Source organism: Candidatus Deferrimicrobiaceae bacterium (genome assembly GCA_035256765.1).
GTDB lineage: Bacteria > Desulfobacterota > Deferrimicrobia > Deferrimicrobiales > Deferrimicrobiaceae > CSP1-8.
The window spans coordinates 1-14,699 of record DATEXR010000160.1 but is presented as its reverse complement, the minus strand read 5'-3'; the positions used below and the strand labels follow the sequence as shown (position 1 = coordinate 14,699).

11 protein-coding genes, 2 tRNA genes and 1 pseudogene are annotated in these 14,699 nt (G+C 64.1%); all 14 read right to left on the bottom strand.

Annotated features, from left to right (window positions below):
* A partial coding sequence (locus tag VJ307_05495) for a 4Fe-4S binding protein (protein ID HJX73592.1) occupies positions 1–852 on the bottom strand: 852 nt, incomplete at its 3' end.
* A 187-nt stretch (positions 853–1,039) separates the two neighbouring features.
* Positions 1,040–1,879 (bottom strand): c-type cytochrome biogenesis protein CcsB, encoded by an 840-nt coding sequence (ccsB, locus tag VJ307_05490; GenBank protein ID HJX73591.1) that lies wholly within the window; start codon positions 1,877–1,879, stop codon positions 1,040–1,042.
* A 41-nt stretch (positions 1,880–1,920) separates the two neighbouring features.
* On the bottom strand, positions 1,921–3,282 hold the full coding sequence (locus tag VJ307_05485) for a cytochrome c biogenesis protein ResB (protein HJX73590.1): 1,362 nt from the start codon (positions 3,280–3,282) through the stop codon (positions 1,921–1,923).
* 133 nt (positions 3,283–3,415) lie between these two features.
* Positions 3,416–3,772 (bottom strand): cytochrome c3 family protein, encoded by a 357-nt coding sequence (locus VJ307_05480; GenBank protein ID HJX73589.1) that lies wholly within the window; start codon positions 3,770–3,772, stop codon positions 3,416–3,418.
* Between the two features lie 27 nt (positions 3,773–3,799).
* Positions 3,800–5,617 carry an FAD-dependent oxidoreductase gene (locus tag VJ307_05475; GenBank protein HJX73588.1) on the bottom strand — a complete coding sequence of 606 codons (1,818 nt, stop codon included), beginning with the start codon at positions 5,615–5,617 and terminating at the stop codon, positions 3,800–3,802.
* Positions 5,618–6,145: 528 nt separating this feature from the next.
* Positions 6,146–6,223: transfer RNA gene (locus VJ307_05470), tRNA-Glu, on the bottom strand.
* Positions 6,224–6,231: 8 nt separating this feature from the next.
* Positions 6,232–6,307: transfer RNA gene (locus VJ307_05465), tRNA-Lys, on the bottom strand.
* A gap of 41 nt (positions 6,308–6,348) precedes the next feature.
* Entirely contained in the window at positions 6,349–7,644 is a 1,296-nt protein-coding gene (locus tag VJ307_05460) for an adenylosuccinate synthase (protein HJX73587.1), read from the bottom strand.
* Between the two features lie 16 nt (positions 7,645–7,660).
* Positions 7,661–9,235: a phosphoglycerate dehydrogenase gene (serA, locus tag VJ307_05455; protein ID HJX73586.1), complete on the bottom strand. Its 1,575-nt coding sequence runs from the start codon at positions 9,233–9,235 to the stop codon at positions 7,661–7,663.
* Positions 9,236–9,585: 350 nt separating this feature from the next.
* The gene (locus VJ307_05450) at positions 9,586–10,155 is read right to left on the bottom strand and encodes a hypothetical protein (GenBank protein ID HJX73585.1); all 570 of its coding nucleotides are present in this window, start codon (positions 10,153–10,155) and stop codon (positions 9,586–9,588) included.
* A gap of 205 nt (positions 10,156–10,360) precedes the next feature.
* Positions 10,361–11,791: a sigma-54 dependent transcriptional regulator gene (locus VJ307_05445; protein HJX73584.1), complete on the bottom strand. Its 1,431-nt coding sequence runs from the start codon at positions 11,789–11,791 to the stop codon at positions 10,361–10,363.
* Positions 11,788–13,239: a HAMP domain-containing sensor histidine kinase gene (locus tag VJ307_05440; GenBank protein HJX73583.1), complete on the bottom strand. Its 1,452-nt coding sequence runs from the start codon at positions 13,237–13,239 to the stop codon at positions 11,788–11,790. Before VJ307_05440 ends, VJ307_05445 begins: the two co-directional genes overlap by 4 nt.
* Before the next feature lie 69 nt (positions 13,240–13,308).
* The gene (locus tag VJ307_05435; protein ID HJX73582.1) at positions 13,309–13,962 is read right to left on the bottom strand and encodes a DUF3332 family protein; all 654 of its coding nucleotides are present in this window, start codon (positions 13,960–13,962) and stop codon (positions 13,309–13,311) included.
* Between the two features lie 145 nt (positions 13,963–14,107).
* A pseudogene (locus VJ307_05430) lies at positions 14,108–14,290 on the bottom strand (selenoprotein B).
* Positions 14,291–14,699 lie beyond the last annotated feature (409 nt).

Below are 14,699 nucleotides of genomic sequence, written 5' to 3'. Positions count from 1 at the left end.
AGTCCCCGGGAGGATCTCCGCGCCACGTCCCTCCGCCATTCCCGGGAGGCCGAAGGGGTTCCGGGTAAGGACCGTTGTCATTTTCAGGCTCGGGCATCGCGTGCAGTCCCAGCAGCGCAGGCATTCGGGGTTCGTCGGGTTGTAGTCGGGGCGGATGTCGACGGGGCAGATCTTCCGGCATTTCCCGCACCGGGTGCAGGTGTCGGGGTTCCAGGCCAGCTGGAGGAAGCTCGACCGGTTGAACAGCGAAAAGATCGCCCCGAGGGGGCAGGCGGCGCGGCAAAAAGGGCGCTTGACCAGGACCGAGGAGGTGACGAAAAGAAGCAGGATCCCGATCTTGACCCAGAAGAGGGAGCCCATCATGGCCCGGATGCTTCCGCTCATGGTCACCCACGGCAGACCGGCGCTCAGGGTCCCCATGGGGCAGAGCCTCGAGAACCAGTGCACGTGGGTAAGGGCGGGAATCAGGAAGACGAGAACGGCCAGAGCGGCGTAGCGCAGCCAGGACGCCCATCCGGGAAGCCGTCCCTTCCAGGTCCGGATCTTGTAGAGGATGTCCTGGAGGAACCCGAACGGGCAAAGCGTCCCGCATGTCATCCGGCCCACCGACGCCCCGACGACCGCCATCGTCCCGGCGGCGTAGAACGGGACTTTCCCCGTCGCCGCGAAATGCTGGATCGTCCCGATCGGGCAGGAAAAGAGGGCGGAGGGACAGGCATAGCAGTTGAACAGCGGGGTGCAGACCCCTTTGAGAGGCCCCTGGTAGAGGGTGGCCGACAGGAACCCCTGCACGTAGGCGTTGGGCAGGACGGCCCCCAGCGCCTGGTAGACCCTTCGCCTTAAAAATGCCACGGGATCACCCGACCCCGATGCAGTGCAGTCAAAGGAGCGCGCCGTTGACGAGTGCCTTGACGAATTCTCCGCGGAACAGCCCGAAGGCAAGCAGGGTGACCGATGCGGCGGCCGTCAAGAGGAAGGCGAGGATTTTGAACTTCATCGGGCCCGACGGTTCTCTCTCGAGAAGTCTCCCCCTTTCGGATTACGCCCCGCCATAGGAGTGCAGGCCGGAGAGGACCAGGTTCACCCCCAGGTAGCACATGATCGTCGCCAGAAACCCGACGATCGAAAGGATCGCCGCGCGACGCCCGTGCCATCCCCGGGTGACCCGCGCGTGGAGGAACGCCGCGTACACGAGCCACACGATGAGCGACCACGTCTCCTTGGGGTCCCACGACCAATACGTGCCCCACGCGTAGTTCGCCCAGGCCGCCCCGGTGATGATCCCGGCCGTCAGGAACGGGAATCCCCAGATGATCGCCCTGTAGACCAGCTCGTCCAGGACCTTCGTCGAGGGGAACCGTTGAACCACCCCGCCGGTCACCTTCCTCTCCTCCTGCTTCGCCTTCATGAGATACATGACCGCCACCCCGGCGGATACGGCGAATCCCGCATACCCCACGAAGCAGGTGATGACGTGCGCGTGGAGCCAGTAGGACTGCAGGGCGGGAACCAGCGGCTGGATGCTGCTTTCGTTCGTGAAGGCGAACAGCATGGTGCCGAAGGCGATCGGCATCACGAACGCCCCGAAGGCCCGGCTCCTGTATTTCCACTCCACCGCCAGGTAGAACAGGTTGACCGACCACGCGAAGAAGACGAGCGACTCGTAGAGGTTGGTCACGGGAATGCGCCCGATCCCCATCTTGTACGACTCGGCCCACCGGACGCCGATTGCGGCGGTCGACACGACGGCGGCGGCGACGCATACCCAGGTCCCGATGCGGGCAAGGGTCTCTTTCTTCCCGTACAGGGCGGCTACGTAGTTGACGGACGCGACGCCGAAAAGCAGTGTGGTGATATCAAACAGACGGACGTTCAACATGGCAAGTCATCTCCCGGTTGCCTAACCGATACGGTGCGCGGTCAGGCACCGACCGCCTTCATATCGGCTTGTATTTTCTCAAATCTCTTTTCGAAGGCAAGCCTGTTCTTGTTCGTGGAGCCGGCGAGGACGACCTCCACGCGCCCATCGCCTCCGCGCGAGAGCCGGATCCAGAGCCGCTGGTGGGACATGAAGAAAGCGATCATGATCCCGATGACCATGAGCGTGCAGCCGACCCACACGATGTTTACCCCCGGGTCCTGGGCCACCTGGAGCCCGGTGTAGAAAATCTGGTCGACCCCCGCGAACGACAGGTAACGCGTGTCCCCCCGCTGGCGGTCGAAATTGGGGTAGGCCTTAAGAAGCCAGAACTCGGCCGGCGGCTTCCCATGCTTCTCGAGGACCACGAGAAGCGCGGGACCGAGCCCCTGGAAGTCGTTCTGGTAGTCGATCCCGCTCACCTTCCCGTACCCGGGGATCTCCACCTTCTGACCCGGGGTGAGGGAAAAGGTCTCCATCCGACCGCCGTCCGGGCTGTTGACCGCCACGGTTGCGCTTGCCGCCCCCGCGGGCCCGTAACTCGCCTGGTAGAACCAGATCCCCTTGTACTGGAGCGGGTCGTTCACCTCGATCGTCTTGCGCACGACCTCCCGCCCGCCCTCGATGACGCTCAGGTCCGAGGAATATTCCTTCGGCTGGCCGGTGGGGTAGAAGTCGACCCGGAACTTGTTGCAGCGCACCGCGAACCCGAGATCGACCTGGTTGGCCCCCCCCCGCGTCGGGATCGTCCGGACCGACTGCCCCTCGACGATGTTCGCGAACCCCTTGAACCCGAAGACGTTGCCGATGATGGCGCCGATGAAGATAATGATGATGGAGAGATGGGTCACGTAGACGCCGAAGCGGGAGACGACCCCCTTCTCGGCGTACAGGTGGAGCGTCCCGCTGTTTTCGGTCACGCGAGGCCTGGCGAAGGCGCTGCCCATCGCCGTCTTGTACGTGTCGGCCAGTTCCTCCATTCCCCCCTTCTTCTTCCACCGGTCGACGTGCGAGAGCGACTTCTCGAGGTTCTCGTCCAGGGTGGTCTTCGGATTCCGGACGACCTTGACGGTTCGCGGAAGCCTGTCGAGGGTGCAGCAGGAGAGGTTCACGGTGAGCAGGACCAGCAGGAGGAGGAACCACCAGGAGTGGTACATGTCGAACAGGTTCAGGGACTCGAACAGCCGGATCGTCCCGTCGCTGTAGAACTGCCGGTATTTCTCGAGCGGCTGGTTCTGCTCGATGATCGTCCCGATGATGGAGGCCACCGCCAGGATGATGATGACAAAGATCGCGAGCTTCAGGGAGGTGAAAAACTTCCACACCTTGTCCATCGGAGATTCCGTGCGCTTTCCCTCAACCATGGGAATTCACCTTCAAGCGATGAATAAATACCAAACCAACATTATACATGCATCGGCGGGGACGGATTTTGGGGAAAGAAACCGGAGAGGGGAACCGGCCCCCTCTCCGGCGCGAATCGTAAGAAAAACCCCGTTACTTCTTGTGGCACCCGTCGCACTTGGTGGTCGGAGCCTTCTTGCTGGCGTCCTTCTTGTGGCAGTCCTTGCACTGGGTATGGTACGCTTCCTTCAAAGCTACCACTTTCCCTTCGGCCGCCTCCTTGTGGCACGCCTGGCACGCCTGCTCCTTGCCCTTCTCGTTCTTGTGGTGGCACACCTGGCAGTCCTTTGCCCTGGTCGTGTGCGCCTTGTGGTCGAAGACGACCGGTTCCTTCGTCTTCTGGATGTGCTTGATGGTCACCTTTCCCGCGGGAGCTTCCGCGCTGATCACCAAGCCGGCCGAGAAGGTCACTGCCACGATGATCGCCATGAGAGCCGCGAACTTCTTCATTCGGTTTCACCCCCTTCCGTGGTGGATTCATAACTGCAGATTGCATCTCGCGCACCGCTCGGATTCCTTGCGGGCGCAATCCTCGTCGTATCGCTTCTGGACTTCCCGAAACGTTCGCCGGCTCTCCTCCGGGGGAAGCCGGGGGGCCTCCCTCCGGATCCTCCATTCCGGCCGGTCCTCGATCTGGGGTTCGGCCGCACGCCGGAACCGGTCCTCGAACCGCGCTTTCCTGACTTCTTCGACGCAGAGGTCGCCGTAGATATTCAAGGCGGCCGCCCTGCCGGACGCGGATGCCTCGACCACCGTGCCGGGGCCCCCCACGCAGTCCCCGGTCACATAGGCCGGAATTGTAGATAGCTTCCCGGAAAAAATCAACCGGGAAAAATTGCGCCCGGGATCGATGCTTTCCTGCCTCGCCGCGGGGGGGAAAAAGTCCTGAGCGGGACGGCTCCCGATGGCCGAAATGACCGTCTCCGCGGGGATTGCGAACTTGCTGCCCGGGACGGTGCGGGGAACGATCCTCCCCTTCTCGTCATAGTCGATCCGCTCGACCCGGAGCGCTTCGATCCCGGCCACCCGGCCGTCGCGCTGGAGGAAACCCTCCACTGCCGTCCCGGGAAGGATTCTCACGCCCTCCGCAGCCGCCTCCTCGACCTCCCACGGATAGGACGGCATCGAGTCCCTGGACTCCAGGCACGCCATCGTGACTTCCTGCGCGCCAAGCCGGACGGCCGTCCGGGCGGCATCGAGCGCGACCTTTCCCCCTCCGATCACCGCCACGCTCCCGCGCAAGGGGGCCGCCTGCCCTTCCCGGGAGCGGGAGAGAAACGTCAGGGCGTCGAAGAACCCCTCCGTTTCGCCCCCCGTGAGCGGAAGGCGCACGGGTTCCCCCGCCCCGGCCGCGAAAAGGACCGCCTCGAAGTTTTCCCCGGCGAGACTTTCGAAGAAGAGGTCCCGCCCGAATTTTTTCTCGCCCCGGAAGTCGACTCCGCGCGCGAGGATCGTCCGCACGTCGGACCATAGCGCCTCTTTCGGGAAACGGAATTCGGGGACGGCGTACCGCATCATCCCCCCCGGCTCGGCCTCCTCGTCGAACACGGTGACTTTGCACCCCAGGCGCGCCAGGGTGTCCGCCGCGCAAAGCCCCGCGGGCCCCGCTCCGACCACGGCGACCTTCGGCCTGCGCATCCTTTCGGCGACGGGAGGGGAGGGCAGGAACGCAGCGGCGTACCCGAGGTCGGCCGCGTACCGCTTGATCGCCATGATGGCGATCGGCGCCCCGTACTCGGTGCGGACGCATTCCTGCTCGCACGGGTGGGGGCAGGCCCTGCCGCAGAAGGCGGCAAAGGGGAGCTTGTCGTGGACAAGGGCCAGGGCTTCCAGAGGACGCCCCTCGCGCACCAGGGCGATGTAGTCGGGGATATTGATGTCCGCCGGGCATGCCTTCTGGCAGGGTGCGGCCGGCTCCCCGGCGCCGCGGCCTGCGTCGAGCCAGGCCAGGTACCAGATCAGCCCGAAGGCGACGAGGAGGAACGCGTGCCCCGGGGTCGGCCCGCGCCAGGTCCCCTGGACCAGACCCGCCGTCAGTGGAAGCAGGGATGCCCAGAAGACGCCCGCGAGATACCGGCCGCTGTAGAAATGGCCTGCGCCGGGGTAGGCCAGGGACAGCCGTGCCGCGTTCCGGCGGATCCTCTCCCGGTTGATCTCCCAGAGGAGGCGGTCGCGCTGCTCCGCCTTGCCGGAACAGCGAAGGCACCTTTTCTCCTCCCCCTTGCGCTCGACCTCGCAGAGCAGGCAATCCTTGTACCCGGACTGAAGGAGCTTTTCCGGACGGAGGAAATCCATAACCTTGCTATTCTGCGGCAGTCACAAGTTCGGAAGCAAGACAGGAAATGTCGGGTGCGGGAGCGGGGTGACCCTCCCCCCTGTCGGTTGCGTATAGGTGCGGATCATGGGTCAAACTATATCGGACCACGTCGGGGGCGGATAGGTGCAGATAGACCATGGTTTCGACCATCCCTGTCCATGTTTGCCTTGCGATTCAATGTTTCCAGGTTTCCTTCCCGGCATGGGGAATCGGGAGGTGGCCCAAGAGTGTGATAACGTGCTGTGATAAAAAACCATAAAAGATGAAAAGGGGATTCCGGTTTTGGCCGAAATCCCCTTGTTTTATGCTGGCGTCCCCAGGGGGATTTGACCGCCTGAGCCTCCGGCGGTCCACACCTCCGGCCTTTGCGGCCGCGGCTTCCGGCTGACGCGCTCCTGAAGTCGCGCTTTTCGGGGACATTCCTTGACTCGAGTTTTCCGTTGAAGGAGTGTCCCCGCATATACGCCGTCGCCGGTTCAAATCCCTGAGGGACGGTGGGAACAAAATGGCGTCCCCAGGGGGATTTGAACCCCCGTCGCCGCCGTGAAAGGGCGGTGTCCTTGGCCGGACTAGACGATGGGGACGCGCAAAGTGGTGAGCCCAGCAGGAGTCGAACCTGCGACCCTCTGATTAAAAGTCAGATGCTCTACCAGCTGAGCTATGGGCTCCCCCGGAAAAACTCTATGGTAAAGGCCGGCAAACAGGAGTGTCAAGCGCGGAATGGGTTCTTCCGCAGGATGGTCTGGTTCCGGTCGGCGCCTACGGAGATCAGCGAAACCTCCACGTCGGTCAGCTCCTCCAGCCTCCGCACGTACCGCTGAGCGGCTTTCGGAAGGTCGCCGAACTCCCGGGCGTCCGACAGGTCCTCCTTCCACCCCTCCAGCTGCTCGTAGACGGGCACCGCCCTCTCGAACTCGGAGAGGGTCAACGGGACATCTTCCCGCCGGACGCCGTCGATCTCGTACGCGACGCACACAAGGAGTCGGGGAAAGCCCGAAAGGACGTCGAGCTTGGTGAGCGCTATGCCGGCGAGGGCGTTCAGCCGGTTCGCGTACCGGACGACGGGCGCGTCGAACCAGCCGCATCGCCTCGGACGCCCCGTGGTCGATCCGTACTCGGAGCCGCGGGCCCGGATCTGCTGGCCCTCCTCGTCGAAGAGTTCCGTGGGGAACGGGCCGCCTCCCACGCGGGTGATGTAGGCCTTGGCGACGCCGATCACCCCGCTGATCCTCGTCGGGGCGACGCCCGCCCCGGTGCACAGGCCGCCGGCCGTGGTGTTGGACGAGGTGACGAAAGGGTACGTCCCGTGGTCGATGTCCAGGAGGGTCCCCTGCGCCCCCTCGAAGAGGACCTTGGCCCCCCGGTTGATCTCCTCGTTCAGGAAGAGGGAGGTGTCGATCAGGAACGGACGGAGGCGCTCCCCGTAGGCGAGGTATTCGTCCCGGGTGGACCCGAAGTCGATCTCGGAGGTGTCATAGTAGCGTTTCAGGAGAAAGTTCTTCAGCTCCAAATTGGCGCGAAGCATTTCCGAAAAGGTGTCGGGGTCGGCCAGGTCGCATGCCCGGATGCCGGTGCGGGCGATCTTGTCCTCGTAGCAGGGGCCGATCCCTCGGGCCGTCGTGCCGAGCTTCCGGCTCCCCAGCTTCTCCTCCCGCGCCCGGTCGAGGGCGATGTGATACGGGAGGATGATGTGGGCCAGAAGGCCGAGCTTGAGCTGAGAGTCGTCCTTCAGGTAGTCGCGGGATTTGAGCTTGTCGATCTCCGAGAGGAGGACCTTGGGGTCGACGACCACCCCGTTCGCGATCACGCACTTTTTCCCCGCGTGCAGGATCCCGGAAGGGATCAGGTGGAAGATGAACTTCTCCCCCCGGACCACGAGCGTGTGGCCGGCATTGTTCCCCCCGGTGGCGCGCGCGACCGTGTCGGCGAACTCCGAGTAGATGTCGACGACTTTCCCCTTGCCCTCGTCGCCCCACTGGGCGCCGAGGACGATGATGTTCTTCATCGATTCGCCTCTTTTCCTAGAACATCAAATATTTCGCGGAGGTGATGTTCGGAAGCTTGCTCAGCTGCGCGAGGACCTTTTCCGGAACCGGGTTGTCCACGTTAATGAGCGAAACCGCCGTACCCCCGGGCTCCTTCCGCCCGAGCTTCAAGCCCGCGATGTTGATCCCCTTCTCGCCCAAGAACGTCCCGACGCGCCCGACCACGCCGGGGACGTCGAGGTTCTGCAGCATCAGCATCCCGCCGGCAAGTTCGGCGTCGATCGGGAACAGGTTGATCTTCACGATGCGGGGGGTGGTGCCGAACACCGTGCCGGAAACGGAGGCCTCCCCCTTCTCCGTCAGGGCAATCACCCGGATGAGGCTCGTGTAGTCTTCCGTCTTCGCGGCGGTCGCCTCGACCACCTTGATCCCGCGCTCCTCGGCCACCATCCGCGCGTTGACGAGATTCACCTCCTCGGTCTGGTACTGGAGGAGCCCTTTCAGCACGGAGATCGTCATGGGGGCCGTGCCCAGCTTGCCGACCTCTCCCAGGTATTCCACCTTCAGTTCCTTGATGGGCGAATCCAGAAGCTGCCCGTGGAACGCGCCGAGCTTCTCGCACAGGTCGAGGTACGGCTTGAGCGTAGGCAAGAGCTCCGCGGACACCGAAGGGAAGTTGACGGAGTTGCGGATCGTCCCCTTCTTCAGGAAATCGCAGATCTGCTCCGCGATGAGGACCGCCACCTTCTCCTGCGCCTCCGTCGTCGCGGCGCCGAGATGCGGCGTGAGGATGAGGTTCGGGTGCTTGAGGAGCGGGTTATCCGGCGGCGGCGGCTCCACCGGGAAGACGTCGAGCGCCGCGCCCCTCACGTGCCCCGACTCGAGCGCCGCCAGGAGGTCCGGCTCGTTGACCAGGGCGCCGCGAGCGCAGTTGATGAGATAGACCCCCTTTTTCATCTTCGCGATCGAGGCCGCGCACACCATGTTCTTCGTTTCGGGCGTGAGAGGGGTGTGGAACGTGATGAAGTCGGACCGTTTGTACAGATCGTCCAGCGGGACGAGTTCGACACCCAGCTTCCCCGCGTCCTCCTTGCTCACGTACGGGTCGTACCCGATCACCACCATCTTGAGACCCAGAGCGCGCTCGACGACCACCTTGCCGATGTTCCCCAGGCCCACCACGCCAAGGACCTTGTCGGTGAGCTCGGTCCCCATGAACTTGTTCTTCTCCCACTTCCCCTGCTTCATCGAGGCGTCGGCCTGCGGGAGCTGGCGCGCCATCGACATCATCAGCGCGATGGCATGCTCCCCCGTGGTGACCGTGTTCCCCCCGGGGGTATTCATCACGACCACGCCCTTCTTGGTGGCCGCCACCTTGTCGATGTTGTCGGTCCCGCTGCCCGCCCGTCCGATCACCTTGACCCGGGAGACCTTCTCGAAGACCAAGGCGGTCGCCTTCGTCGCGCCGCGGACGACCACGCCGTCGTAGTTGTCGATGACCGCGGCAAGCTCCTCGGGCGTCATCTTCCCCTTGACGTCTGCCTCGATCCCTTCCTTGGCGAAAACGTCAAGACCCACCTTCTGCAAGTTGTCGAGGGCCAGAATCTTCATTCCCGAATTCTCCTTTTGCCAGTATTTACGCTGCGAGGATTTCCATCGTGGGGGGAGGCATATTCGGCGGCGCGCCGGGCGGCGCCGGGGCAGGGCCGGGGGCCGGGGGATGCCCTTTTTCCATCGAAACACCTCCGGGAATCGGGGGGGTAAAGCAAACAACCTTTATCAAAGGCGGGAGGGAAAGTCAACCGCCGGAGCGGACCGGTTTCCAGGAAAAAATTAGGGCAGGGGGATTGTGTCCCCCTGCCCAGGAAGTCCCGGCCCTTTTGGGGCGGGACCGTCCTTTACGCGAAAGATATAATGCTACCACACTTCCGCAAGTTTCAACAACTTATTTTCGTGTCCCGTTACTTCTTCCCTGCCGGAGCCGCAGGAGGAGCCGCGGGAGGAGTCATCTCTTTCTTCATCGGCTCCGCCACCTTCGCGGGGGCTTCCTTCTTCGCCGCCTTCTTCGCGGGGACCTTCTTCACGCTCGATGCGGTGTCGCCCTTGTAACTCACGGTCACCTTGTCGCCGACGCTGATCCCCTCGAGCTTCACCTTCTCGCCAGCCTTCAGGTCGACCGACTCTTTTTTCCCCTTCACGGTGAAGGTCCCGGCGGCTACGTCGACCGCCTCGACCGTGCCGGTGAGCGGGATGGCCTTCGCGGCTTTCTTGGCGGCCTTTGCGGGCACGGCGGCTTTCGCAGGCACCGCCGCCTTGGCGGGAACCGCCGCCTTTGCGGGCTCGGCGGCTTTCGCAGGCTCCGCCGCCTTGGCGGGAACCGCCGCCTTTGCGGGTTCGGCCGGCTTGTAGGGTTCGGCCGCCTTTGCGGGTTCGGCCGGCTTGGCGGGTTCGGCTTTCGTTTGGGCCAGTGCCACTGCCGAAAGCGACAGGACGAACATCAGGGCGACGAACACGGAGAACAGCTTCTTCATCGCTTTTTCCTCCCGTACGGAGAGATAGAGTGCATACCTTTTCTTAGGTTCAAGTTTGGTGCCAAAACGGGAGGAAGGAAATTTCAATGGATATCAAATAGATAGAAAATCCTGCCGAAGGAGCGGAGGGGCAAGGATTCCCCTTTTGGGGAACAGGTTCCCCGGATGGGGAGCCTCGCGCCGGGAGCAACCCCGGAAAACCGGGTTACGGCGGGATGATCCCGAATTTCTTCAGCCGGTACATATAGGTCTTGTAGCTCATTTTCAGCAATTCCGCCCCACGGGTATGGACTCCCCGGGACCGCTCCACGGATTGCCGCAGCAGTCTTTCCTCGAGCTTTTCGAAATCGACTCCCCCGGGGGGCAGGTCCGCAATCCCGGAAATCCCCGTCTCTCCCTTTTCCTCTCCCGACCGATTCCGGAATGGACCGGGCGGACGGGCCGGCCGGATCCGGGACTGCACTTCCGTATCCTCCCGCAGTTCGGAGGGAAGCTCCGCCGGGCCGATCCCCCCCCCCTCGGCAAGGACCACCGCGCGCTCGATCACCGAGGAGAGCTCCCGGATGTTTCCCGGCCACGGGTAACGCACAATGAGGCGCATCGCCTCTTTGGAGATCTCCCGCACCGGGGGAACACCTTTCTCCCCGTGCTTCGCGAGGAGATGCCGTGCCAGAGCGGGGATGTCGGAGATCCGCTCCCGGAGCGGGGGGAGGTGGAGCGCCAGGATGTTCAGCCGGTAGAAGAGGTCCGCGCGGAACCTCCCTCCCCTCACCTCTTCCTCCAGGTCCCGGTTCGATGCCGCGATGATGCGGACGTCCACGGTGATGTTCATCTTCCCCCCCACGCGCCGGATCTCCCCGTCCTGCAGCACGCGGAGGAGTTTCGCCTGGGTTTCCGGGCGGACCTCGGCGATCTCGTCGAGGAAAAGCGTCCCTCCCCTGGCCGCCTCGAACAGGCCGATCTCCCGGCGAATTGCTCCCGTGAAGGCGCCCCGTTCGTGGCCGAACAACTCGCTTTCGAACAGGCTGTCGGGAAGGGAGGCGCAGTTGACCGCCAGGAACGGGGCGTGGCTTCGGCCGCTGAGCGAGTGGATGTTCCGGGCGACGATCTCCTTCCCGGTCCCGCTTTCCCCGGTCAAAAGGACGATGGCGTCGCTCCGCGCGATCCGGGGCAGAATCCGCTTGATCTCCCGGATGGCGGGATGGTCCCCGATGATGGAGGCGGCCCCCGGGAAGAGGCGCTGCGAGAGCACGCGGTGCGACTCCTTGAGCCTGAGGTTCTCGATCGCCCGCTCGATGATGATCAGGAGACGGGCGCGGTCGACCGGCTTCTCGAAGTAGTAGAACGCCCCCCTCTTGATCGCTTCCACGGCGGTCTGGACCGTCCCGTACGCGCTGTTCAGGATGATCGGAATACCGGGACTTTTCGCCAGGATGGCGTCGATCAGATCCTCCCCGGTCATTCCGGGCATCACGAGATCGGTCAGGACAAGATCGAGATGCTCTCGCTCCAGGGTGTCCAAGGCCTCCTGCCCGCTCCCTGCGAGAAGTGTCCGGTACCCTTCGTCCGTGAGGATCGACCCCAGGATCTCGCGCTGGTTCCTCTCGTCGTCGACGACGAGGATGGTCCCCTTCATCCCATCCCCCCCGGAAGGAACACGCGGATAAGCGTTCCCCTCCCCGGCTGCGAATCTACCACGATTTCGCCCCCATGGGCCTCCACGATCTTGCGGGTGAGAACCAGCCCGAGCCCCAGGCCGGAGGTCTTGGTCGTGAAATAGGGTTCGAAGACCTTGTCCCGGTCCGTTTCCGGGATTCCCGCCCCGGTGTCGCCGATCACCAGCACGTACCGCCCGTCGCCCGAGGGGCCGGCGGCGGCAAACAACTCCCCCCCGTCCGGCATCGCGTCGATCGCGTTCCCCACGAGGTTTACGACGGCCCGCCGGGTCATGTCGGGATCGACGGCAATCGGGGAGGCCTCGCGAAACTCGCGCCGGACGGAAATCCGCTGGATCCGCAGCCGGTCGGAGGCCATCCGGAGCACGCTCTCCACGATCTCCGGGACGTGAACGGGCGCCCTCTGCGGCTCCGCCGGCTTCCCGACCATGACGAAGTTGGTCACCAGATCGTTCAGCTTCTGGGTCTCCTCCTTGATCCGCGCGATGATCTGCGCCTTCTCCGCGGCGGCTTCGGGGGTTTGCCCCTCGGTCAGGACGTCGAGGCGGTCGACCGCCAGACCGATGAAGTTCAGGGGATTGCGGATTTCGTGGGCGACGCCGGAGGAGAGGCGCCCCAGCTGCGTCAGGTATTGGGACTCCCGGACCCTCTCCTGCAGCTCCAGGTTCTGCCGAAGCCGGGAGATCATCTCGTTGAACGAGCGCGTCAGGCGCCCCACCTCGTCCTTCCCCAGGACCGGTTGCTCCTGGGACAGGTCCCCGGCGGCCACCTTCTCCGCCGCGAGAGCGAGGCGTTCGAGGGGCCGGACGTAATGCGAGGAGATGCTTACCGCCAGGGCCAGACCGACGGAGAAGATCAGCAGCGTGCTGACCAGCCGGAGGTAGAGGTTCTTCCGGATGGGCTCGGTGAAGTCGTCGATCTGCATGCGGACGTGGATCAATCCCAGCGTGTCCCCCCCCACCTTCACCGGAATCACCAGGTCCTTCGACCGGAGCTTCTCCTCCCCGGGCTCGGGCTCGTCGCCGAAGGTCGCGTTGATGATCAGCTTCTCGCGCGGCAACCGGATCTTCGCCGCCTTCCCGATCGCCTTGGGGTTCGTGCTGTCGATGACCCCCATGTCCTCCCCGACGATCGAGACCTCCCGAATCCCCGACTTCTTGAGGGACTTGACGTAGGCCTGGAGCCTGTCTTCCTCGGAGGTGGCCGGCGCGGTGAGCTGGCCGACGCTCACCTGGATGGCGTTGGAAAGTTCGAGAAAACTCTTCTCGAGGTCCGACTTGAGGCTTTCCCGGCCCCAGTAGTACGGGATGAAGACGATCCCTATCGAACAGGCCAATAGGATCAGCATCACCATCGTCAGCTTGAACCGCAGGCTGTGGTCCCGGATCCACGACTGAAAAAACCTCATGGGAATCTCCTCATGAAAACGGCCCCCGGGAGGATGTCCGCGGGGGCCGATGATGCATTCGAGGCCGCGTCACCCCTGCAGGGCGGGGACCCTGCCCGGGACCGGCAGAGGCCCGAAACCGGCCCCCGCAAACTTCTCCCTCACGTCGCGCGAGAGTCGCGCCACCCTTGCCCGGTACGTCTCCACCGCGGTCGGGGAGTACCGCGTCGTCTCCGTGCCGGAGGAGGAAACCACCGCCACGAAAACCGAGCCGTCCTGTGCCTGCGTTGCCGTGGTGGTTCGGGACACCTTTCCCTCCTCGACCAGGTCCGCGGTCACGGAGCCGGCTCCGTCGTCGCGGATGCGAAGCGTGGAGACGAGGGAGCCCGCGCGATAATGCGCGACGGTGGCGACGGTCGCTCCGCCTTCGCGGGCGATCGTCATCACTGCACGATCATCCCCCTTTGCATACACCCGGGTCTGCGGGCCGCTGACGATGGGGTTCTCTCCGCTCCAGAACTCGATCAGGTTGAATACGGCGAAGTCCAGGAATCCGGCGATCCCGTACGGTATGATGAGAAGCCAGGTAACGGCGCTGCGAACGTACTTGTCCTCGACCGACTGGTTGATGTCGTACAGCTTTCGGGTCAGCTGGAACTTGCCGAAACACCCCGTGGAAAACACGACCCCCACCGACACCACGAGCACGAGCGCCACCACTTTCCCGAGACGGCTTTTCCCCATCTTCTCCTCCTTGTCGTCGGAATCGGATCTGGATCATTGTAAATCCCGGCGCGAACTCCTTCAATACGACAGAATCCCCCCCGATGCCCAGGTCGACGATCGTCCCGGGTTCTTCGATCGCCCCGGCCTGGTAGACCATGTGCGAGAGAATCCGCCTCTGCAAGAACGTCTGCCCGGGAAAACCGAAGGGGTGCCCGAGGGGGAAGCGGACGTGCACCGCGCGGGGGACACGCACCTTGCGGGTGATCGCGGGGACCATGGTGACCGATATCGTAGGCACCCCCGCCTCCTCGATCGCCCTCTGGATCAACCCGACGGACTGGTGGCACGCCCCCTCAGCCGATCGATCGGGAAGACGACATTCGGGTCGCGACGGTCACTTCCCGGCCGGGCCTAGTGTACCGTTTCGTAAATAGCTTGACGCACCGAGAGCGTCGATGCGCCGCGCCAGCAAGGCGCGCGACTGAGGATGGGGGGGGACACTCCCACCGGGGACATTCCTGATTCATCTCCGGGATGCGGGAGAGGAGTGTCCCCGCCCATCAGGAGTGTCCCCCTTGTTGCAAGAAGCGCGTACTCCGCGGGAGCGAGGGGCCTGTCCCCGGAAGGGTCGGCAGCCGAGGCGAAGCGGATGCGCCGTCAGACCGCGAAGGACGACCGAGCACGGCGCAGGCGTACTGGCGGTACGCCGAGCCGGGCGCAGGGAGTCCGACAAAGGGCGGGCGGTGCGTTCCCTC